Here is a 22496-nt window from a genome sequence, read left to right as displayed (position 1 = left end):
TCGTGCGGTCGACTGCCCGCCGATGTGAGGGTGTCGGATGACCGATCCCGTTCGGGCGGCCCCTCCGGCGGACATGCCCTCGCCGCCCCGGCCTGTGTGGAGTCGGCGGGGAGCTCGACACTCTCGCTCCCCGCCGCCCGTCCTCAGCCGTCGGCCTTGAGCGGCTCCTCGTCAGCCGCACCGGCCTCCTGCGGGGCTGCCTCCTGGCCGGCAGGCCGGTTCGCCGTCGCGGCCTCCTTACGCCGCAGGATCCGCGCCGTGAGAATCGCCAAAGTGACGGCGATGAGTCCGCTGACCACGGCGCTCGTGTTGAGTCCGTTCGTGAAGGCCTCGTGCGCCGATCTCAGCAGCTCCGCCGCCTGTGCTCCCGGCAGCCCCTCCGCGGCGAGCGCGGCTCCGGCCACTGTCTGGCTCGCTGTCTCGGCCGCGTCCGCAGGGATGCCCTCGACCATGGAATCGCGCATCTGCGTGCCGTACACCGCTGCGCCGATGGTGCCGAGGACGGCGATGCCGAAGGTGGATCCGAAGGTGGAGCAGGTCTCCGAGATCGACGCCGCCGACCCGGCCTTCTCCGGCTCCACCGAACCGACGACCAGACCCGCGCCCAACACGAAGAGCGGACCGGACCCGACCGCGATGACGGTGATGCCGATGACCACCTGGACGAGCCCGCCCGCCGAGGGCGCCAAGGCCAGCAGGACGAACCCGCTCAGGGAGAACACCAGGCCGCCGACGATCAGGGTGCTCTGTCTTATCCGTCGGGTGAGGACCGGCGTCAGCAGTGAGCCCACCGCGGTGCCGATGCCCATCGGGGCGTACCACAGCGCCGACTGCGCGGGGGAGAGCCCGAGGACCGTCTGGAGGTACTGACTCGACAGCATCCCGATGCCGCCCATGCTCGCCGACGTCAACAGGCCCGCGCCCAGAACGGTGCTGACGGAACTGTTGCGGAAGAGTCGGAGATCCAACAGCGGGTCTTCGAGTCGCAGCTGGCGGCGGACGAACACGGTGCCGATCGCCAGGCCCGCGACGAGGGCGACGAGCCCCTCCACTGGGCTGCTGTCGAAGCTCGTCGCCAGCTGCTTGATCCCGTAGATGATCGGCAGGATGGCGCCCAGGGACAGCACGACGCTGAACAGGTCGATCCGCCCGGCCTGCGGGGCCCGGTACTCGGGCAGCAGCAGCGGTCCCATCACCAACAGCAGGAGCATGACCGGCACACCGAGGAGGAACACCGATCCCCACCAGAAGTACTCCAGCATCACGCCGCCGAGGACAGGGCCCAGCGATGCACCGCCCATCATGCAGGTCATCCACAGCGCGATCGCCACACCGCGTTCCCTGGCGTCGCGGAACATGTTGGTGATCAGGGCCAGGGTCGACGGGCCGAGGGTCGCCCCGGCGATGCCGAGCAGCGCCCTGGCGGCGATCAGGGTCTCCGCCGTCGGCGCGTACGCGGCCACCACCGAGGCGACGCCGAACGCCGCTCCGCCGATCAGCAGCAGCTTGCGCCGTCCGATGCGGTCACCGAGCGAGCCCATCGTGATGAGCAGGCCCGCCAGCAGGAAGCCGTAGATGTCGGTGATCCAGAGCTGTTGTGTGCTCGTGGTGCCGAGGTCGGCCGTCAGGTGTGGCAGTGCGAGGAACAGCGCGCCGATGTCCAATGCCATCAGCAGAGTCGGGAGAGCGAGCACCGCCAGCCCTATCCATTCCCGACGCCCCGCTTTCTGACCTGTCGCGGCTGGATTCGCGTCCTGCATGGGAGTTCCTTCCTCGATCACAACGGTGGCGGGATGCCCGAGGGTCCCTTGTCGAGTAGAGGTCGGAGCCGCCGTTGATTCCTCGACATCAGCCGACCGCTCGTTCCCCGGGAAATGCCGCGTCCTCGAAGCGGTGCGGCCGCGCGCGGTGTCGAATTCCCCGTGGGCGGATCCTGGTCCGATGCCGGGGCCGGTGATGCGCCGACGACTCGACGTCCGTCGTCTTCGGACTCGCGGCCGTGATCACGTCGATCGGGATTGGCGGTGCGGTCGCGAGATCGCAATTCGGGAGATGTCACGTCGTCCTGCGGGATGCCAGGGTTTCTCTTGGTGCGGGCGGGCGGCGACGCCTCGTGGAGACCGCACCGACGCACGTACCGATCAGCGGCCGACCCGGCGTCGCGACCAGTGACACCGGCGGGTACCCGGTCCGGCCGCGTTCACCGAGGAGGATTCTGATGACGTCGACCCGAGGGCTCGACTCCGCCGAACTGCTCGATCGAGCATCGACGCTGGTGCCGGTCCTCCGGCGACATGCGCTGTGGCAGGAGGAGAACCGACGCCTGCACGAGGAGACGATCCAGGCCCTCACGGATTCGGGCCTTCTGCGAATGCGGATGCCCGCTCATCACGGCGGCGGCGAGTCCGATCTGCGGACCTTGGTCGACGTGCTCGCCGAACTGGCCCGAGGCGACGGCTCGACCTCGTGGACGGTCGCGGTCTGGGCGATCAGCACCTGGATGGTCGGGATGTTCCCCGACGACGTGCAGGACGAGGTGTTCGCCACGCCGGACGTGCGGGTCAGCGGCATCCTGAGTCCCAGCGCGATGGCGACGCCGACGGACGGCGGTGTGCTGCTGACCGGGCGGTGGGCGTTCAACAGCGGCGCGACCCAGAGTCACTGGAACACCAACGCCGCCGTGATGCCGAACGCCGAGGGCGAACTCGAACCGATCATGACGCTCATCCCGCTGTCGGACCTCGCGATCATCGACGACTGGCACACCGCGGGCCTGCGCGGCTCGGGCAGCGTCACCACCGCCGCCGAGAACCTGTTCGTCCCGCAGGAGCGGGTGCTGCCGCTGGGACCGGTGCTGGGCGGCCGACACCGTTCCGTCCGCAATGCGGACTCCCCGATGTATCGCGCGCCCTTCATGCCCACGGCGGCCACGACCGTCGGAGCGACGGCGCTGGGGCTGGCGAAGGCGGCGAAGGAGGCCTTCTTCGAGCGGCTCCCGGGACGGAAGATCACCTACACGTCGTACGACGATCAGAGCACGGCGCCCCTCACCCATCTTCAGGTCGGCGAGGCGGTGACCAAGATCGACGAGGCCGAGTTCCATGCCCGGCGAGCTGCCGCGATGGTGGACGAGAAGGGCGCCGCCGAAGAATGGACGGTGGAGGAACGGGCCCGAGTCCGGCTCGACGTCGGCGCGGTGTGCCTGCGCGCCAAGGAGGCCGTCGACGTGCTGAACACCGCCAGCGGCGGCTCCTCGATCTACCGCGACGTGCCTATCCAGCGTATCGAGCGGGACGTGCAGACGTTGAATCTGCACGCCATCATGCATCCGAACACCAACCTGGAGCTCTACGGGCGGATCCTCTGCGGTCTGGAGCCCAACACCTCGTTCCTGTGAATCGCGTCGTACGGGGGCAGCGCGGCGCCTCGACTGAGACGTCGTCCGCGCCGATCTCGCCGTGCTCCGCCGCCGCGTCCCGCATCCCGGAGGTTGTCATGCTCGAGCACCGACCCGTGGTCATCGATCGCACCGGCGCCGACATCCACGACGAGGCCCGCCGCATCCGAGCACACGGACCGGTGGCCCCGGTCGAACTGCCGGGCGGCGTCCGTGCCTGGTCGATCACCGGCCATGCCGCCGCCAGACTGGCCCTGTCGGATCACCGATTCTCCAAGGACCCGCGCAGACATTGGACGGCCTACGTCGATGGTCGGATCGGCGACGACTTCCCCTTGATCGGCTGGGTCCTGATGGACAACCTGACGACCACCCACGGCGCGGACCACACCCGGCTGCGCAGGCTGACGGCGAAGGCGTTCACGCCTCGTCGCGTGGCTGCGATGCGGCCCGGCATCGAACGGCTCGTGGCGGAGCTGCTCGACGAGCTGGCCGCCGTCCCGCCGGGTCGCCCCGTGGACCTCAAGGCGGCCTTCGCCCACCCACTGCCGTCCAGGGTGATCTGTGATCTGTTCGGCATCCCCCCGGAGGCACGTGCCCGGATGCTGCGCGGCGGTGAGACGAACGTCGACACCACCCTCACCCCGGAGGAGTCCGCCGCCAATGTGGAGCAGTGGCATCGGGAGATGTACGAGTTCGTCGAAAGCAGGCGCCGTACACCGGGTGACGACCTGACGACGGACCTGATCGCGGCCAAGGAGGACGGCTCGCAGCTGTCGGACTCCGAGCTCGTCGGGACCCTGCATCTACTGCTCGCCACCGGGACCGAACCGGTGATGAACCTGATCACCAATGCCGTGGCGGCGTTGCTGACGCATCCGGAGCAGCTCGCGTTGGTGCGGTCCGGCGAAGTCGACCTGCGGGAGGCCGTCGAGGAGACGCTGCGGGTCCAGGCCCCTGTCGCCCACCTGCCGTTCCGGTTCACCACCGAGGAGGTCGTCCTCGGCGGCGTGACCATTCCTCGCGGTGAACCGGTCCTCATCAACTTCGCGGGCATCGGCCGTGATCCCGCGTTGCACGGCGCGGACGCCGACCGTTTCGACGTCGCCAGGAAGGACAAGGAGCATCTGTCCTTCGGTCACGGCATCTACCGGTGCATCGGGGCACCGCTGGCCTGGTTGGAGACGGAGATCGCGCTGACGGCGTTGTTCGACCGATTCCCCCGGCTGACGCTGGCGGTCGATGAGGGCGAGCTGGAGCCGCAGGCGACGTTCATCATGAACGGCAGGCTCACCCTTCCCGTGCTCACCGAACCCGCCGTCGTGGGCTCGCCGTCGGATGTCACCGTCTGAGCCCGCGCCGCGGCCCCGTCCCGGCCCCGTCGTGTCACGGAGCCTTCGGCAGCCGTTCTTGTCGAGAGAGGTGATCTGCGCATGAAGGCAGCGGTCGTTCCAGGAGTGAATCGACGATGGGAGCTGCGCGAGGTTCCCACCCCGGTCGCCGGACCCGGCCAGGTGCTCATCAGGGTGCGTGCCTGCGGCGTGTGCCACAACGACGTCTACCTGACGGACGGCGCCTTCGAGTTCCCCGCGATCGACCCCGTAATCGTCGGACATGAGGCGGCGGGTGAGGTCGTGGCGGTCGGCGAGGGCGTCGTCTCGCGCCGCGTCGGGGATCGCGTCGGCGCCACCTGGGTGCAGGGAACGTGTGGGCGCTGCGACTACTGCGCTCTCGGGCTGCCGCTCACCGGACAATCCGGGATGAACTGCTCGGCGCCGGTGATGACCGGGATCACCGCGCCGGGCGGCCACGCCGAATACGTCGCGGTGTCCGCGGCGAGCACGGTCCTGCTGCCGGACGGCATCTCCTACGAACTGGCCGCGCCGGTGCTCTGCGCGGGGTATACCGCATGGAGTGCGCTGTGCGCGGCCGAGCCGAAGCCGTACGACCGCGTCGCGGTGCTGGGCGTGGGGGGACTGGGACACCTGGCCGTCCAGTTCGCTCGCTCGCAGGGTTTCGAGACGGTCGCGATCACTCGATCGCCCGCGAAGCACGACGCCGTGCGCGCTCTGGGCGCGGATGCCGTCGTCTCGGACGGAGCGGAGCTGCGCGCGGCGGGTGGCGCCGACGTCGTCCTGGTGACGGGGACGTCCGCCGCCGCGGCAGCGGACACGTTGACCGGTCTGCGGCCGGGTGGCCGGCTGGTGCTGGCGACCATCGACCCCGTCGGGTCTTTCACCATCGGGCCGACCAGCCCGGTGTGGGCGCAGCGTCAGCGCATCATCGGTGCGACCCACGACGGACTGCACCTGCTGGTCCAGGCGCTGGACCTCGTCGCTCGCGGTCTGGTCACGCCGGTCGTCGAGGTCTTCGCCAAGGAGGACGTCGCGGCCGCGGTGGACAAGGTCCGCGAAGGCGACGTCCGCTTCCGAGCCGTCGTCGCCTACTGATTCCGCTCCCGCGCCGCGCGGCGCGGCCCGCCATCGGAAGGGAAGTCATGGCATCAGTGACAGCAGGTCCTGCCGAGATCGGCAGACGGTACGACCAGTCGTCCCCCGTCTCCGACGTGTTCAACGACGGTCAGGTGCATCTGGCGTACTGGTACGGCGACGAGGACGACACGCCGATGGCGGAGGCCTCTCGGCGCATCACGAGGAAGGTGGCCGACTCACTGGGGCTGCGGTCGGGTGAGCGGCTCCTCGACGCGGGCTGCGGCCTGGGCGCGCCCGCGCTGCTGGTCGCCGAGGAACGCGGCGTACACGTCACCGGGATCACGGTGAGCGCGACGGAGGCGGCCCGCGCCGAACACAAGGCCGCCGCCGCGAATCTCGGCGACCGGGTCGAATTCCTGCTCGGCGACTACGGCGAGCTGACTCAGCCGGACGGCAGCTTCGACGCGATCATGGCGATCGAGTCCTTGCAGGCCGCTCCCGACCTGGCGGCGGTCCTGCGCGGGTTCCGCCGGGTGCTCCGTCCCGGTGGTCGGATCGCGGTGTGCGACTACACCCTGGAGGCCGAGTTCACGCCCGCGGAGGCCGCCGAGTTCGCCGCGGGCATCGGCTTCGCCCGACTGCCGACGTTGCCGCAGTGGATCACGATGCTGCGCGAGTCGGGCTTCGTCGTCGAGGAGTACGTCCAGTGCGGGCCTCGGGTCTTCGGGCTTGGGCACAAGTACGTGGACTCCGCCGAGCGGATGCGTGCGGAGCTGACCGAGCGTTTCGACGCGGACACGGCCGCCGGGTTGCGCGACTCGCTGTCGCGGTTCTTCGCCCCCGGCGCCGAGACGGTCGGGTACGCGATCGTGACCGCGCGCAAGCCCGTCGGCTGACGGCCTGCGGTCGGCGCACCGGCGGTGAGCGCCGCGGCGGAACCCTCCGCCTGCTCGTGCGTTCACCGCCGGCCCACGGGGCGCACCGCCGTGCGGGCGCCTGCGGCTCCGGGTCGCCGTCTCCTCGCGAGGGATGCCTCCGCAGGCCTTCCGCCGTCGTGACCGGGCCGTCCGGTGGTCCGATACGCGCCTCGACGCCTCGACGAGCGTTCCCGCAGCCATGATGAGCCCGGACGTGCGTCGGCCGCCCGGCGGACCCGGGCGGTGCCGCAGGTTCGCGACGGGTTCGCTGTTCCGGGCCGCGACCGGCGGTCCCGTCGGCGCCGACATATGCCGTCGGTCGACGAGTCCGGCTCGTCGCAGCCGCCCGGCCGCGCCGCCGTCTTCACGCCCCGTGGGTCGCCGCCATGCGGACGACGTGTTCGGAGACGACGTGTTGGGACACGACGTGGTCGGACGCGCCGTGGCCGGAAGATACCGCGGTCCCGAGGGCGCGGCCGGCTCGACACGGGGCCGCCCGGCGCGTCCTCCGGGCACATGGACCCGCGCCAGCGTGTACGGAGCCCCGACTCCCCGGCCTTGACCACAGGCGCCGCCGGTCCGCCCGAGCGCACTCCGCCCGGCCTGCTCGGTGCGGGGTGCTCCCGCGGCATGACGGTGCCCAGCGGTGACCATCGCGTGCACCGCGACACGGTGCGCCACCGAGCACCCGCCCCGCTCATCCCCCGTCGATCGGCGCGGCCGGGTCGCCGAGCAACCGGGAAAGCAGAGCCTCCAGCCGGGAGGTCAGGCCGCGCACCGTGGCCAGGTCGTACAGATTCCGGCTGTAACCCAGCTCGCCGATGAGACCCCCTGCGGGATCGAGTTCCAGACATAACAGCAGTCCGTCGGGGATGTCCGATCCCTTCGCCTGCGACAGCGTCTTCCGGCGGATGGCCGAGACCGTCACGTCGCCGACCTGCTCCGACCGCATGGTGTGCGGTGTCTGGATCACCTGGAACACACAGGAGGCGAGCCCGTCGACCTGGGTTCGACTCATCAGGTCGGGAACCTCGGCGATCACATCCATCAGGGGGATCTCGTGCGAATAGGCACGCAGAGCGCGTGCTCTGGTCTCGGCGACCACGTCCAGGAAGCTACGGCAGTCACGGAGGTCCACCCTGATCGGCAGGCAGTTGAAGAACGAGCCGACCGCGTCGTGGAAACGTGCCTGATCGCGGCCGGGTGTGAAAGTCGGGATCACGACATCGGTCGCGCCCGTCGTGTGGCGGACGAGGACGGCGAACGCGGCCAGGAGCACCATGAACGGCGAGCTCCGCAGCGCGACGGCGGTCCGTTCGGTCGCCGCCGCGAGTTCGGGGCCGAACGCGAAGCGATACCAGGCGGTGGAGAACACCGGTTCGGCCGAGCGTGCCCGGTCCGTGGGCAGGGCCAAGGCGTGCCCGCCCCGCAACGTCTCCCGCCAGAACTGTCGGACGGAGGCGGAGTCCGCGCGGCGTCCGCCGTCCCGTTGCCTGCGGGTGTACTCCCGGTACTGCGTCGCGGGCGGCAGGTCTGGTTCGGTGCCCGCCGCCCGTGCCGCATGGCAGCGGATCAGATCACGCATGATCACCTGCATCGACCAGGCGTCCACCGCGGTGTGGTGAGCGACGAGGGCCAGCACCGCGTCCCGCGCGTCGAAGCGACCCAGCACAGCGCGCAGCAGCGGGAGGCGACGTGCGTTCGACGATCCCGCGGCGAGCTCGTTGAGCAGCTCCTCGGCTCGCTGTTCGCGGGACGCCTCGCCCCCGGGAAGGTCGAGCACCGTCAGCTCCGGTGAACTCGGCGGATGGATCCGCTGACACCGCTCGCCTTCGCGCTGGATGATCGTGCGCAGTGCCTCGTGTCGGGCCACCACGTCGTCGAGGGCGGCTCTGAGGGCCTCGACGTCCACCGCCCCGTGCAGCCGCCAGCCGTCCACGATGTGGTAGCTCGGGCCGAAGGGGCCCATCTCGTCGCCCTTGTCCCACATGCAGAGGAACTCCTGCTGCACCGACAGGGGAACTCGGTCCTCGAACGGACCCGTCTGCGGACGTGTCGTCCTGGAGATGCTCATCGCGATCCCGTCCTCGTCCGGCCGCCGGGAGGTCCTCGGCGACCACCGTGTGCTGAAGCGACGGCTGTCCAGCGGCCGTATCAGTGCTGTCGGTCGCTCGGCGCCTCGGCCGCCCGCGCCGCGACCGCGCGGGCGAACGCCTCGCCGGTCGGGTCCTCGAAGAGTTCACCGATGTCCACGGTGATGCCCAGTTCGTCCTCGATCCGCGCCGCGATCCGCACGGCGGAGATCGACTGACCCGACAGTTCGAAGAACGTGGCCTGCGTGTCCGCACCGAGCACATCGCGCCAGATCGCCCCGACCCGGTGCGCGATCTCGGTGGCCCGGGACTCCTCGACCCCTTCGCCGCTCATCCGATCTCCTTCTCGTCGACGCGGCTCTGCTCGAAGCCTGCGGGGTGGGGGCGCTCACCGGAGTTCGACCGTCCACCGGTGAGCGTGTCGTGCCGGATACGGCGCAGCTCGTCGAACGAGGACAGGTCCGGCACCGTCCAGCCGTCCAGGTCGTACTCCTCGAGACAGGCGTCGACGAAGGCCTTGTAGTCGTCGATCCGGCCGTTCACCGTCTGGGCGGAGAGCAGTTCGATCCGCGTGTTCTCGTGGTTGCCCGCGTAGTTGCGCTCGTACAGCTCATGCCTGCCGCCGAACTCGCTGCCGACGGCGTCCCACAGCAGCTTCATCACCTTGACGCGCTGGACCGCGTCGGATCCGTCGGAACCGCGCAGATAGCGGTCCAGATACGGCCGGATCTCCGGGTTCTTGAAGTCCTCCGCACTGGAGTTGAGGTAGATGAGCCCCCCGGCGACGTCCTGTTGGATGATCTCCTTGATCCTCGGGTAGCCGAGCTGCATGAACCAGCGGTAGGCCATGCCGTACTCCGGGTTGGGCAGCACGGAGCCGTTGCGCCACGGCACGGGATTGCGTGCGGCGGCGTCGGACAGTCCCCAGAACAGGTTCCGCCAGGCGAGGACCTCGCCGAGACGAGTCTGCACTCCTCGGAAGTCCCGGGTGCCGGTCAGCTCCAACGCCTTGGCGAGCAGGCCTGCGAGGAACTCCAGCTTGACCGCCAGCCGCGTGCAGCCGTGGAAGGTGAAGCGCTCCGGGAAACCGGAACGCGCGGTGAACATCTGCACCTTGCCGAGATCGCCGTAGACGAACACGTTCTCCCAGGGGATCAGGACCCGGTCCAGCACCAGGATGGTGTCGTTCTCATCCAGGCGGGAGGACAGCGGGTGGTCGAACGGGCTGCCCATCACCGCGGCCGTGGCCGCGTAGGACGTCCGGCAGATCAGCTTCACGCCCGCCGCCGCCATCGGCACCGTCGCGATCAGCGCGAACCGCCGCTCCTTGATCGGCAGTCCGTAGTGGGCGATGAAGTTGTGATGGGTGATCGCGGACGCCGTCGCGACGACCTTCGCGCCGCTGACGATCAGACCCGCGTCGGTCTCCTTCTCGACGTGGATGAACACGTCGGCGACCTCGTCGGGCGGGCGATGCCGGTCCACCGGCGGATGAACGATGGCATGGTTCCAGTACAGGACCTTCTCCTGTGCCTCGCGGTACCACCGTCGTGCGTTGTCCGCGAACGGCTCGTAGAAGTCGGCGTTGGCGCCCAGCGTGCCGAGGAAGGACGCCTTGTAGTCGGGAGAGCGACCCATCCAGCCGTAGCTGAGACGGGACCATTCCGCTATCGCCCGCTGATCGGCGACGAGGTCGGCCGCGCTGTGCGGTGTGGTGAAGAACCGATGCGTGTAGCCGTCGCCGCCGGAGTCCGTCGCGGTGGTGAGCACCGACCGTCGTGCTGGGTCGTGCAGGGCGTCGTACAGGCGGGCCGTCATTCGGACGGGATTGCGGAAGGCCGGATGCGTGGTGACGTCCTCGACGCGCTCCCCGTAGAGGTAGACCTCGCGGTCGTCGCGCAGGCTGTCGACGTACTCCTCACCCGTCATGGGGCGGGTGCTCGAGCCCGCTCCGTGCTCGTTCTCCCGGCTGTCGTGCTGATCGGCCATCAGACCTCGTCACCTTCCCGCGTCGCTCGCTGCCGCGTCGGTGGTGGGGGTGGGGCGGTGGGGCCGTGCATCATCGTCGACCTTCGCCGCGACATCCGATCCTGACAGCACGCGACGGCCCGATCCCCTTCGAGCGTGCGGCGTCTCCCCGGTCGAGGCCGTGCGTTCTCGCTTCGCGCGAGTCAGGGCCGGTCACCGTCGGGACATCAGGGCGACGGACCGGTCCGGGTCTTCTGCCGCGTCCGCCGCCCGACACCGCATTCGTGGAGATGTGGGCCATCGCTGCGCTGGGCAGGATCGGTGATCGACCGCCTACGCCCCCATCCGGACGTGACACTCGACGCCGGTCCCGAGCCGGTCCCGCTCGACTCGAAGGACATCGCCATGCAGGACGTCGTTCACCCCGATCCCGGCCACGCCGAGCAGAACGTGGACCGCACGGCGGTCGTCATCGAGGTGTGGCTCAACGACTATCCCGTCGTGCCGCTGTTCCTGGACGAGACGAGGGCACTGGCCGAACGGTTCACCGCTCGTCACCCCGAGTACCGAGTCGTCGTCCACGGCCGGGATCACCTCGTGCTGCCTCGGATGGTCGCCGAAGCGGCACGGCGGGGGCGCCCGCCCGCGATCGTCCAGAATTTCTACACCTCCACCCAGCTCGCCCGTGACATGCTCGCCCGCGACGGATCACCGCTCTTCACCTCCGTGGAGGCGGCGATCGGAGGTCGGACGGAGATTCTGGGCGAGCGGGTGGTGCTCGACGACCTGGTCGCCGCCGGTCGCGACTACTACACCGACGGCGGCGAGCTGTTCGCGGTTCCTCCGCTGACATCGACGATGCTGCTGTACACCAACACCACCCTGCTCCGACGGGCAGGCATTCCCGCCGCCCCTGCCACCTGGCGTGAAGTCGAGGCCGCCTGCACCGCGGTGGAGGCGCTGCCCTCGAACGCGGCTCGCGGGGTCAGCTGGCCGAACCACGGCTGGGTCTTCCAACAGGCCCTGGCCCAGCAGGGCGCGCTGCTCGCCGACCACGACAACGGGAGGTCGGGTCGGGCGGAGCGCATCGATCTGACCTCCCCAGCCATGACCGCGTTCGTCCGGTGGTGGCTGACGATGCATCGACACGGGCACTACCACTACACCGGGGTGCGGGCGGCAGGCGAGGACACCCTGCGCGCGTGGGTGGAGAACCATCGTGCCTTCGCCGAGCAGCGAGTGGCCATGGTGCTCAGTACTTCGGTGGAGGCGCAACGCATGGTCGAGGCGGGCCGAGCGGGCGGATTCGATGTCGAGGTGAGTCGGATGCCCCACAACGACGAGGTGCCCTATGCGGGCAACGTCATCGGCGGCGACTCGTTATGGCTCACCGCGGGACTGGACCGGGAGACCAGAGACGGGGCGCTGGCCTTCCTGCTGTACATGCTGGACCCGGAGAACGTGGCGGCTCGGCATCGAAGCAGCGGATTCATTCCCGTCACCGGGGCAGGACACGAGCGGCTCCGGCACGAGGGCTGGTTCGACGCCAACCCGCATCACCGGGTCGCGGTCGACCAGCTCGCCGCCGGTGACGGCTCGCCCGCCGCGCTCGGCGCTCTGCTCGGCGACTTCGTCGGCGCACAGGACGTCATGACCGACGCGATGCACGACGTCCTCGCGCTCGGCGCCGATCCCGTCGCCCGGTTCCGCTCGGCCGAGCGGGCGGCGCAGCGGTTGTTGGACGACTACCACGCCCGCCTCGCCGCAGGACCGGACATCGATCCTCGGCACTTCCGCGTGGGCTGAGCCCGTCGACCGCCCGCCGCCGACGGCGCCACACCCTGTGGCCGAGCCGCTGCGCGGGCCTTCCTCGGTCCGACGTCCGGGCCGAAGAGAGGAGCAGTGATGAGCGACTCCCGCACCGTGGCACCGTCCGTCCGCGATCTGATCAGATCGTTCGCCGAGGCGGCGCCCGAAGCACGTGATGAGGAGTTTCTACGACTGACCGGGGCGTTATGGGTGGAGGGCGAGCTCACCTCGCGTGCGCAGGCCGCGACCGCGGATCTGCTCGCGCACCTCGATGTGGTCGACGAGGATCTGCGTGGTCATCTGTTGATCCTGCTCGGCCTGCTCGCCGAAGCCGAGTATCCCGCCGTCGACGGACCCGTGACGCAGGCGGTGCGCGGCGGGCTCGACCGGTATCTGGCGCTGCTCGACGACGCCGCCGAGGACGAGCCGCTGACGTTCGCTCTGCTGTACCTGCTGTCGCACCTGCCCGAGGACCGGGACCGCGTCCTCACGGCTACGGCGAGGCTCCCACTCGCACCGGAGGACGCGACGAGGCTGCGACGTTGTCTCGCGACGCTCGACCCCGCCGACGTGGTCCTCGGCCGGGTCTGGCCGTCCCCGCACGAATGGTCGCTGAACGACAGCGAACGGGACTTCGACCGGGGCTGGATCGACCAGCTCACTCCCGAACAGCTTCTCGCGACCTGGCGCAGCGACACCAGGTCGGTGCTCGCCTACACCGGTGCCAAGGCCCTGTGGTCTGTCCGCAACGGCGGACCGACCGTGGTGACCGACGTGAGCCCACTGGCCGCGCCTGCCGCAACACCGCCCGCAGACGGCACCGGGCTTCTGGCCCGGCATCTCGACGCGCTGTGCTGCCCGACCTGCCGCGCCCGACTGACGCTGTCGGATGCCGTCGCCCACTGCACGTCCTGCGCGCGGGCCTACCGACATGCGCGGGGCGTGCTCGACCTGCTGGCGGAGGGCGATGCCCGGCCCGACGAGGACGACGTACTCCAGAACGCGACCGGGATGACCGGCATCGGTCACTACTACGAGACGGTGCTGCGACCGGCCTTCCTCCGGGTGATGGGCTCCAACTGGGGAGGCGATGTCACGCCGTCGGTCGAGGACGCCTATCTCACCGAACATCTCGCCGCCGTGAACGGCCCCGTGCTGGACCTCGGGGCGGGCGCCGGTCGTTGGACCGCGATCGCGGCCGAGGTGTTCGGTGAGGAACGGGTCATCGCGCTCGACGTGATCGGCCCGATGCTGTCTGAGCTGCGCGGCCGGCTTCCCGGGGTGGCCGCGGTGCGTGGCAGCGCGCTCACGCTCCCCTTCGGGGAGGCCGCCCTCGGCGCGGTGAACTGTTGGAACGCGCTCCAGGCCCTGCCCGACCCGGCTGCGGCCCTGCACGAGATCGGCCGTTGCCTGCGTACGGGCGGCACGCTCACCCTCATGACCTTCCGCTGGGGCGGCGATCCGATCTACCGGTACTTCCAGCATGCGCACAGCTTCCCCGGCAGTCCCGACGGGATCGTCCTGTTCGAGGACGAGCAGATCACCGACTGGCTGACCGAGGCCGGACTGCGGATCACGCATCGGACGAGCATCGGAGGCGTCGTCCTCCTGACCGCCGTCCGTCGCCGTTGAGGCCGCCGTACTGCGCATTCTCGGAGCTGTGCCGTCCGAGAGCGGCGTCCTACCGTGACGCCTGGTCGGACCGCGTCCGCACACCGGTGGCCGGCCACGACGATCGATCCCGGCCGACACCGCATCGACGTCTTTCCGATGCGGCCCTCCTCTGAGGCGCCGGGCCCCGTGTCCACGAAAGGCATGCAGCGAGAAGGGAACCACGCCGATGACCCAGCACGAAGAGCGGACAGGCGCGAGTTCGGGCGGGTCCCCGGCCATGGGATCGAGAGAGGTCGCCGCGGGCGGGACGGCATCGCGCCCGCGGTGGTGGCGACGACCATGGGTGGTTCCGCTGGTCGTGGTGGTGCTGGCCTTCCTCGCGATCGCCTGGCCGCCCTACCTGACGCTGGACCCGGCGCGTTCGCTGATCGTCATCCGGGAGGACTCGGCGGTCCACTATCCGCTGCTGGTGTCGCACATCGTGTTCGGCACCGTGGCGCTGGTGACCGTGTGCCTCCAGTTGTGGCCTGCGCTGCGGCGCCGCCGTCCGGCGGTGCACCGCTGGAGCGGGCGGCTGTACGTCTTCGCCGGTGCGCTGCCCTCGGCCGTGATCGCCATGGTGATCACCCCGCTGTCGCCCGCACCGAGTGTCGGCACGACGTTGGGCGGGGTCTTCTGGCTGGTCACGACCACGATGGGCTTCATTCGGGCCCGGCAGCGGCGCTATCGGCAGCATCGACGGTGGATGCTGTTCAGTTTCGCGTTCGCCATCAACATCGTGTGGGGTCGCGTCTTCATGATCGTCCTCACGATGTTCGGGATCGACGACCCGGCGGTGTTCGCGCAGATCGGGCTCACGGCGCCCTGGCTCGGCTGGGTGATCAACGTGTTCCTCGTCCAGTGGTGGCTCAATCGGACCGAGCGGCGTGAGGCGGCGCCACAGCGCCCGGTCGAGTCGTCGTAGTCGCGTCGTCGGTGCGCCCGCCGGGTCGGGCGGTCCGCCGTCGGTCGCCGGGGTGGCGGACGTGCGCGGCCTCTGCCGCCGTGTTCGCGCCGCGGCCCCGTGCCGATCCGACGCCGAGGCACGAGTTCGCGGACCGCCCCGACGTCCCAGGAGAAGTCCCGGTACGACCCGATGGAGAGGTGGAGTGATGGGTGGACTGCTGGAGGACAAGGTGGTGCTGGTCGCAGGCGCCGGACGCTGCCTGGGGCGGGCGATCGCCGTCCAGTGCGCGCTCGCGGGCGCCGACGTGGTGCTCGCCGCCAGAACCGGCACGGTGATCGATCAGATCGCCGACGAGGTGGAGCAGACGGGGCGACGAGCACTCGCCGTGCCCGCCGATCTGACCGATCCGGACGCCGCGGCGGCACTGGCCTCGGCGGCGACAACGGCCTTCGGGCGGGTGGACGCGCTGGTGAACAACGCTTTCGCCCGACCGCCGATGGCCGACCTCGCGGACGTCGAGCTGGCCGCGGTCCGCGCGACACTGGAGGTCGACGTCTTCGCCGCGCTGCGCCTCACCAGGATGCTCGCCCCCGCGTTGGTCGAGAGCCGCGGAGCCGTGGTGATGGTCAACTCGGCGGCCCTGCGGCATTCGAGGCCGCGGTTCGGCGCCTACAAGGTGGCCAAGGCAGGACTGCTGGCCCTGGCGCAGAGCCTCTCCACCGAACTCGGTCCGCAGGGCGTGCGCGTCAACTCGGTGGCTCCCGGCTATGTCTGGGCGGAAGCCCTGGAAGACTATTTCGCCCACCTCGCCGCGGAACGCGGCGTGGCAGCTCGCCAGGTGTACGACGAGGTCGCGGCGAATTTGGACCTGCGGGAGCTCCCCGAACCCGAGGCCGTCGGCGACGCCGTGGTGTTTCTGATCTCGTCCCTGGCTCGCGCGGTGACGGGTCACTGCCTGGATGTCAATGCGGGGGAGTTCCACCACTGACCTGTCCACCGTGCCGCACGCGCGTGGCGCCGGCCGTGCGGGTGGACGAGGCCTGCTCGCCGGGCGGTGAACGATCGGCCCGCGGCCTTCGGAGTGGTCGCCCGAGGTGGCGGGCCGCGCTGCCGGGGACTCGTCCTCGCCCTCCTCCGCCGCTTCACGGACGATGACCTCCGGCGGGAGCCGACGGCTCGAGTCGCGGCTGAGCGTCGGCCACGGAGCTTGTCACGTCGGCGGGATGACATCGTCGACCGTCTTCTCCGTCGGCCGGCCCTCCGGGGAGGCCGAGAGAGGTCGTTCGCCGCGGCGGATTCGTGGTGCGGGGGGCGCGAGGTCGCCGCTCCCGCACGGCCGTGACCGGCGCGGAGCCTGCCGAGTCGGCCCTCGAGGCCGATCAGCCTGCCGTGGCGGCCGTAGTGAGACAGGAGCCGTCGGCCTGCCGCGTGGCGGCTGTGTTCGTCCGAGCTCGATGCCGGACCTCCGGGCTGCGGTCTCGCCTTCCTCCACCGAAGCCGTATGGCTCGGCCCGCGTCGGGGTGGACCGCCCTGGTCCTCGCCGAGTGGAGGACGTCCGCCTGAACTCACGAACCTCTCATGACGCTCCCTGTGGCATCGAACACTCGGCGTGGTGGAACCGGGCGGTGATGCGTGTCCCGGGCCCGGGCCTCCCGCTGCCCCCGTGTCGGATGTTCCGGTTCGGGGTCCCGCCACAGCGCTCGCCCCGGGCCTGCGCGGAGGATGCGGGCCGGGGCGGACTCGGCCGGGCCGGATCGCCGCCCGGCTCGGATTCCGCTGCCGCGACCGTTCCGAATCAGGCGTCCACGTCGGGCAGGACGTCACCGGAGAACCGGCCCTGCGGATCGACGCGGGTTCGCAGCAGCTCGACGGACCTGCGTCGATCCGCATCGAGGTGTCCCTGCGGCTGCTCGCGGTTCTCCACGAACGTCGGAGCCGTCCGACCGGTGTCCCAGGGTGCGAGCGCGGCCCGCACCGTCGCGCAATGGTCCATGATCGACTGCGCGCTGCCGGTGCCGCCGGGCAGCCCGGCGGCCATGAAGGCGAACCGGGCGTCCAGATGGTCGAGGGCACCGCCCGCAGGATGGGGACTCGACGCGGCCCCGCCGAGCTGACGCAGCTCGGCGGCCACCAGCGGCGAGCCGGAGTCGCCTGCGACAGCACGCAGGAAGGCCGCCGCACCGGTCGCGGGCAGGTCCCGCAGCAGCAGGTGATCGCCGAGGACGGCGACCGGCTCGGTGGGATCGTCGTGTGCGTCCAGGACCGACGTCGGCGTCCCGGGCGCCCACGTGTCGAGCAGCGGCTCGGCCACGGTTCGCAGTGGGCCGAGAAGGTCCCCGGCGCGTCGGACGGCTTGATCGAGCGAGTCCGGCGGCTCGGCGAACACCGCGCCCGCCACGCAGACCACGGGGCCGCCGGTCAACGCGGAGGGGATCTCCGGCAGCGATGGCAGATTCATCATCCGCAGCGACGTGCCCGCCTCAGTCGGGGCTTCGTCGGTCCACCGCAGCCACGCCGACAGCAGCCGGGGCGCGTAGGCCGCCGACCAGTAGGCCGCGCCGGTGATCACCCCGGTGACGGGAAACAACGCGATCTCGACGGCCGTGACGACGCCGAATCCGCCGCCGCCGCCCCGCAGTGCCCAGAACAGTTCGGCATCGGATTCCCGGGTGACCAGGCGAAGGCGGCCGCCGGCGTCCACCAGCTCGACTGCCGTCACGCTGTTGGCGGCGAGACCGACATGTCTGCTGTAGAAGCTCATGCCGCCCCGCAGCACGTAGCCGACCACGCCGACCGTCGGCGACGTGCCGTGCGGCGCGGCGAGTCCGTACGGTGCCGCCGCCTCGACGACGTCACGCCAGGTCCGTCCCGCAGGGACGCGGGCCACCCGTCGTTCCTCGTCGATGCGGACCTCCTCGGACAGCGCGGTGCGGATCAGCAGCGCGCCCTCCATCGGGCTCGCGGTCGCCGAGGCGTGCCCGGTCGAATGCACGCGCACCGACATCCCGTGCTTGATCGCATGGCGTATCGCGGACCGCACCTGCTCCGCGGTGCGCGCCGTCACCGCCGCGGCAGGCCGGGCAGGCGCCGCGAGGTTGAACACCCGCGTCGCGACGTCGTAGGCCTGCTCGCCCGGCCGAGCCACGCGGCCGTCCTGATCCTTCGGATCGGTCATGTCTCATCCCTCCCTGCTCGCCTCGCCCCGGCCGGTGGGATCGTCGGCCGCCGTCGGGTTCGTTCTCGGGTCGCGCCGGGGCGCACGACGTCCTTCGCGGCGGCGGCCGGTCCGCACCTCATCGGCGAACACCGAGGGACGTGCGTGCCGCTCGCTTCGCGGCGCCATCGGTCGGCGACGTCATCGGACGGTCGCGGCGGGACACCGCGGGGGCGGACGCCTCAGCGGACGCCGAATCGTGCCTTGGTGAACTCCCTGGTCGCCACGGACGCGAGGAGGACCCCGACCCCGACGTGACTGTGCAGCGTCGACATGTCCCGCCACACCCGTTCGATGCGGCTGCCGAGCCGGACCGAGCTGGACCCGGCGGTCCGGAACAGATAGCCCTCGACAGCCTGCCAGCACAGCCGGATCACTTCTCGGCAGATCGTGGCGATCCGCAGATCCTGTTCGCGGGTGAATGCCGACGGCCCGGCCGCGCAGACCGCGCTCCACTGTTGGGCCGCGTTGCGCACGGCCGCCTCCGCCGCGGCGATCATGCCGCCCGCCTGGCCATACCAGAGCTGATAGTCGGGATCCTCGGCGCGCAGGACCGCGGCGAACATCGTCTTGCGGGTGCGCATCAGCTCCTCGTAGGCGTCCAGCGCTCCCTGCGCCATGCCGACGGCCAGAGACGCCGACTCCAGCAGCATGAAACTGAGCGGCCCGCCGCCGTACTCCGGATTGCCGTGCAGCCTGCGGCCGACGGTGCCCCGACTGACGTCCATCTCGCTCAGATGCACCGACTCCAAGGCGTGATGCGGGGGGACGTAGGCGTCGTCGATCCGGATGCTGTGTGACCCGCTGCCTTGGAGACCGAGCTGGTCGCCCCAGTCGTTCAGCATGGTCCAGCCGCTGCGCGGGATGATGAAGAGCAGCGGCGTGCCCGGGGCGCCCTGGGCGGACTCGACGATCGTGTGTCCGATGAAGTGCGTCGCGTACGGCGCGCCGGAACAGTAGGGCCAGGTGCCTCGAATGATCCAACCCCCGTCGTCGGCTCGCCGTGCCGAGCCGCTCGGGTTGATCGTGGCCGGACTGATGAAGTCGCCGTCCGCGAACAGCTCGGTCTGGGCGCGCTCGTCGAAGAACGTCGCCGCCGCGAGCGCGTGCGCGGCGCCGAGGCAGTACATCCAGCCCGTGGACGGGCAGCCTCGGGCGAGCGCCGTCGACACCCGCAGGAACGTCTCCGCACTGAACTCGTGACCGCCGAAGCGCCTCGGGACGAGGATTCGGTAGAACCCCGCCGCACGAAACTGTTCGTGGACGTCCTCGGCGTAGAAGGTCCGCTGCTCGGTCTCGGCCTGCCGGTCGACCAGGGTGCGCGCCAGTCGCTCCGCTCTGGCCACGACCTCGTCCTCGGTCAGCTGCGGTCCCGCCGGGGACGGATCGTCGCTCGGCGCGTTCGTGGCCACACTCATACCCGCGTCACGTCCTTCGTCTGGTGGGAGCGCGGGAGCGACGGCCGGTCTGCGATGCAGGCGTGGACGTCGGTCTCCTCAGGCCCCGCGGCGTCGACTCCGTCGCGGCCGGCCGTTCGTGCCGAACCGGATCAGGCCGCCGCGATGCCCAGCGTCACACGTGGTCGCGAGGCGCGACATCTCTCAGATTGCGACCCTTCCCGGACCGGCGTGACTCGATTCGGCGCGACCGGCGCCGAACAGCGCGCGATCCGCTGCGGCGAGGCGTTCGAGCTCGGGCGAACGCGAGGTCGGGAAGACGGGAAGACGGGAAGGGGCGGCCGAGACCTCCGGGCACCGCCCGCGACGACAGGCTCGGCAAGCCGTTGCGTGTCGTCGTATCCCGCGCGCGGCTGACGGTCAGGCCGGGTACGGAGCCGGGCGTCGGCCGGGCCGGGGACCGCCGTGTCGGACCGGGCCTGGGGGTACCCGGATGGCCGAGGCGAGACACCGCAGACCCGGCCGACGCCGGGACGCCGCACGCAGGAATGCCGTCGAGAGGGGCGCCTTCTACTTGGACGGCCTGACGTTGGGGTTGAGTCGGAACACGTTCGTCGGATCGTGCACGGCCTTCAGCGCCGCGAGTCGGGCGCGCGTCGCCGTCGGGTAGATGGCGGCCACGTCGTCCTCGTCGACCGCGCTCATGAATCCGCTGTAGGCGCCGTGGCTGAACGGTGCCAACGTCCGCCAGAAGTCGCGGAACTCGGTCTCGATCCGTTGATGGTCCTCGGGGCCGCCGAGGTGAGTGGTGAAGAACATGATCTCGTCGTCCCGATAGGCGAACGCGGTGGCATCCTCGGCGACCTCGCGGACCGCCCCGCCCATGCTCCTGAACTCGACGTACAGCATCGCGAACTGCCGGGCACCGGTCAGGACGGTGTCGATGAACTCGGGACCGGCCACCGGTGCGAAGCTGCTCTTGACCATCGGCTGCCAGCCGGGCGGCAGCTGCGACGGCTCGTTCAGCACGGCCGCGTAGGGCACCGGCTTGACGTCCGCGGCCAGCAGCGTGCCGAGCCGGCGGAGCGGTGCGATCGCCGCCTCCGCCTCCGCCGCGTCCGTCCCGGCGTAACAGACGGTGAGGTTCACCGGTGTCGGCACGCCGTCGAACGGAGGGAACACCCCCACCGTCGTCGTGAGCTCGGGCGGCGCCGTACGCATGTAGTCCGCCCACCCCTTCACCACGGCCGCGGTCTCGTCGGCGGGGTAGTTGATCGTGCCGAAGTGCACGCCCGGCACCTTCTGCGCGACGACGTCGAAGGAGGTGACGACCCCGAAGTTGCCGCTGCCGCCGCGGATGCCGTAGAAGAGCTCGGGGTTCTCCTCGGCGTCGGCACGCAGCACCTCGCCCGAGGCGGTGACCACCTCGGCGCCGACGACGTTGTCGATGGCCAGGCCGAACTTCCGCACCAGCCAGCCGATGCCGCCGCCGAGCAGCAGTCCGCCGACCGCGACCGTGGAGGTGTCTCCGGAGGAGATCACGAGGCCGTGCTCGCCGAGGGCACTGGCCACCGCGCCCCATCTGGCACCGCTGCCCAGCCGGACCACGGAGTTCTCCGCATCGATGATCTCGACCTGGTCGAGAGGCGTCAGGTCGATGACCATTCCGCCGTCATTGGTACTGAAACCCGCGTTGCTGTGTCCGCCGCTGCGGACGGAGATCACGAGCTCGTGGTCGAGCGCGAACCGGATCGCGGCTCGGACGTCATCGTTGCTCGTACACCGGACGATGACCTCGGGCCTGCCCTGGTGAACGAAGATGTTGCGCAGCTCGTCGTACGTGACGTCGGCGGCGCCGACGACGTCGCCGGCGACGGCCGCCCGCAACGCACCGATCTCCTCGGCTTTCATGATTCTCTCCTCTGTAGACATCTCACGGCGTCGATCACCCGAACGCGGGCGCCGTGTCCCGCATCGGTGACCGAAGGGCTGTCGACTGCTCCGCCGTCCACGGTTCGTGACCGGTTTCGCCACACGGAAGGCGGTGCGGCAGGGCGGCAGGTTCGCGCCGGGACCGACGGCGCGAATCGGCCCCGGCGCGAGACTCGTCAGGTCTCGGTGCCGCCCTGTTCGAGGAGAGGCCACACCTCGACGCCGTTGCCCGTCGAGGCGGGGTACTTCGCGGCGAGTTCGATCGCCCGCTCCGGGCTTTCGACGTCGATGACGAAGTAGCTCGCGAGGTGCTCCTTCGACTCCAGATACGGACCATCGGTCACCACCGGGGCGCCGTCGCGGACGCGGACGACCTTCGCGTTGGTGCGGTCCGCCATGCCTTCGACGCTCACCAGCTCGCCGGACTCGCGAACCTCCTTCTGGAAGGCGGCGTCCTGCTCGATCATCTTCGCGAAGTCGTCCTCGGAGAACTGCGCCCACAGGTCGTCGCTGCCGTAGATCAAAAGCATGTACTTCACAGTGCGTTCCTCGCTTCCCGGTCCCCGGCACGGGCACCTCTCACAGAGGAGATCGAAGCAGTCATCGGATTCTCGACATCTCGACGGCACTCTATCCGGACGATCTTCGAAGACCCCGTGCGAACGGCCTCCGGAGCCGGGCGAGGCGTCTCGCCGCCCGTGCTCCTGCTCGGCCGCCGGGAGAGGCGGGCACCGGTACGCATCCGCGGTGCGAGCCTCCTCGATCATGCGGCTCCG

At 70.4% G+C, this 22496-nt stretch carries 16 protein-coding genes; 8 read left to right on the top strand and 8 right to left on the bottom strand.

The annotated features are described in order from the left end of the window. Positions 1 to 143: 143 nt before the first annotated feature. Positions 144 to 1694: an MFS transporter gene (locus tag AHOG_RS16685; RefSeq protein WP_245856271.1), complete on the bottom strand. Its 1551-nt coding sequence runs from the start codon at positions 1692 to 1694 to the stop codon at positions 144 to 146. Between the two features lie 524 nt (positions 1695 to 2218). Here AHOG_RS16685 and AHOG_RS16680 point away from each other — a divergent pair. From AHOG_RS16680 to AHOG_RS16670, 4 genes are all read left to right on the top strand, one after another. After that, on the top strand, positions 2219 to 3397 hold the full coding sequence (locus AHOG_RS16680) for an acyl-CoA dehydrogenase family protein (protein WP_093942190.1): 1179 nt from the start codon (positions 2219 to 2221) through the stop codon (positions 3395 to 3397). Positions 3398 to 3495: 98 nt separating this feature from the next. After that, entirely contained in the window at positions 3496 to 4749 is a 1254-nt protein-coding gene (locus tag AHOG_RS29520) for a cytochrome P450 family protein (RefSeq protein ID WP_211290422.1), read from the top strand. Between the two features lie 81 nt (positions 4750 to 4830). Further along, positions 4831 to 5847, top strand: a complete 1017-nt coding sequence (locus tag AHOG_RS29515) for an alcohol dehydrogenase catalytic domain-containing protein (protein WP_211290421.1) — start codon at positions 4831 to 4833, stop codon at positions 5845 to 5847. Between the two features lie 47 nt (positions 5848 to 5894). Then, entirely contained in the window at positions 5895 to 6725 is an 831-nt protein-coding gene (locus AHOG_RS16670; protein WP_093942189.1) for an SAM-dependent methyltransferase, read from the top strand. 718 nt (positions 6726 to 7443) lie between these two features. Here AHOG_RS16670 and AHOG_RS16665 read toward each other — a convergent pair. The 3 genes from AHOG_RS16665 to AHOG_RS16655 form a co-directional block, all read right to left on the bottom strand. Further along, the gene (locus AHOG_RS16665; RefSeq protein WP_093942188.1) at positions 7444 to 8820 is read right to left on the bottom strand and encodes a condensation domain-containing protein; all 1377 of its coding nucleotides are present in this window, start codon (positions 8818 to 8820) and stop codon (positions 7444 to 7446) included. Between the two features lie 80 nt (positions 8821 to 8900). Then, a complete protein-coding gene (locus AHOG_RS16660; protein ID WP_093942187.1) occupies positions 8901 to 9173 on the bottom strand; it encodes a phosphopantetheine-binding protein in 273 nt (90 codons plus the stop codon). Continuing rightward, positions 9170 to 10828, bottom strand: coding sequence for a 4-hydroxyphenylacetate 3-hydroxylase family protein (locus AHOG_RS16655; protein ID WP_157736864.1), 1659 nt, complete (start codon positions 10826 to 10828; stop codon positions 9170 to 9172). The genes AHOG_RS16660 and AHOG_RS16655 overlap by 4 nt, the downstream gene beginning before the upstream one ends. A 330-nt stretch (positions 10829 to 11158) precedes the next feature. On the opposite strand from AHOG_RS16655, the gene AHOG_RS16650 reads away from it, so the two are divergent. The 4 genes from AHOG_RS16650 to AHOG_RS16635 all read left to right on the top strand — a co-directional run bounded on the left by AHOG_RS16650 (position 11159) and on the right by AHOG_RS16635 (position 16164). Then, positions 11159 to 12613: an extracellular solute-binding protein gene (locus AHOG_RS16650; protein ID WP_211290420.1), complete on the top strand. Its 1455-nt coding sequence runs from the start codon at positions 11159 to 11161 to the stop codon at positions 12611 to 12613. A 99-nt stretch (positions 12614 to 12712) separates the two neighbouring features. Next, the gene (locus AHOG_RS16645) at positions 12713 to 14248 is read left to right on the top strand and encodes a methyltransferase domain-containing protein (RefSeq protein WP_093942186.1); all 1536 of its coding nucleotides are present in this window, start codon (positions 12713 to 12715) and stop codon (positions 14246 to 14248) included. Between the two features lie 208 nt (positions 14249 to 14456). Then, on the top strand, positions 14457 to 15194 hold the full coding sequence (locus tag AHOG_RS16640; protein WP_211290419.1) for a DUF2306 domain-containing protein: 738 nt from the start codon (positions 14457 to 14459) through the stop codon (positions 15192 to 15194). A 187-nt stretch (positions 15195 to 15381) separates the two neighbouring features. After that, the gene (locus AHOG_RS16635) at positions 15382 to 16164 is read left to right on the top strand and encodes an SDR family oxidoreductase (protein WP_093942184.1); all 783 of its coding nucleotides are present in this window, start codon (positions 15382 to 15384) and stop codon (positions 16162 to 16164) included. Between the two features lie 808 nt (positions 16165 to 16972). On the opposite strand, the gene AHOG_RS16630 is transcribed toward AHOG_RS16635, so the two are convergent. The 4 genes from AHOG_RS16630 to AHOG_RS28685 all read right to left on the bottom strand — a co-directional run bounded on the left by AHOG_RS16630 (position 16973) and on the right by AHOG_RS28685 (position 22250). Further along, a complete protein-coding gene (locus AHOG_RS16630; RefSeq protein ID WP_093942183.1) occupies positions 16973 to 18352 on the bottom strand; it encodes an FAD-binding oxidoreductase in 1380 nt (459 codons plus the stop codon). Between the two features lie 221 nt (positions 18353 to 18573). Beyond that, positions 18574 to 19809, bottom strand: a complete 1236-nt coding sequence (locus AHOG_RS16625) for an acyl-CoA dehydrogenase family protein (RefSeq protein ID WP_093942182.1) — start codon at positions 19807 to 19809, stop codon at positions 18574 to 18576. Between the two features lie 549 nt (positions 19810 to 20358). After that, positions 20359 to 21699, bottom strand: coding sequence for an FAD-binding oxidoreductase (locus AHOG_RS16620; protein ID WP_093942181.1), 1341 nt, complete (start codon positions 21697 to 21699; stop codon positions 20359 to 20361). Positions 21700 to 21896: 197 nt separating this feature from the next. Beyond that, on the bottom strand, positions 21897 to 22250 hold the full coding sequence (locus tag AHOG_RS28685; protein WP_245857000.1) for a YciI family protein: 354 nt from the start codon (positions 22248 to 22250) through the stop codon (positions 21897 to 21899). Positions 22251 to 22496: the final 246 nt, after the last annotated feature.

It is taken from the genome of Actinoalloteichus hoggarensis, from assembly GCF_002234535.1.
GTDB lineage: Bacteria > Actinomycetota > Actinomycetes > Mycobacteriales > Pseudonocardiaceae > Actinoalloteichus_A > Actinoalloteichus_A hoggarensis.
Note: the sequence above shows the minus strand (reverse complement) of the source record. Positions and strands in the feature narration are given on the sequence as shown.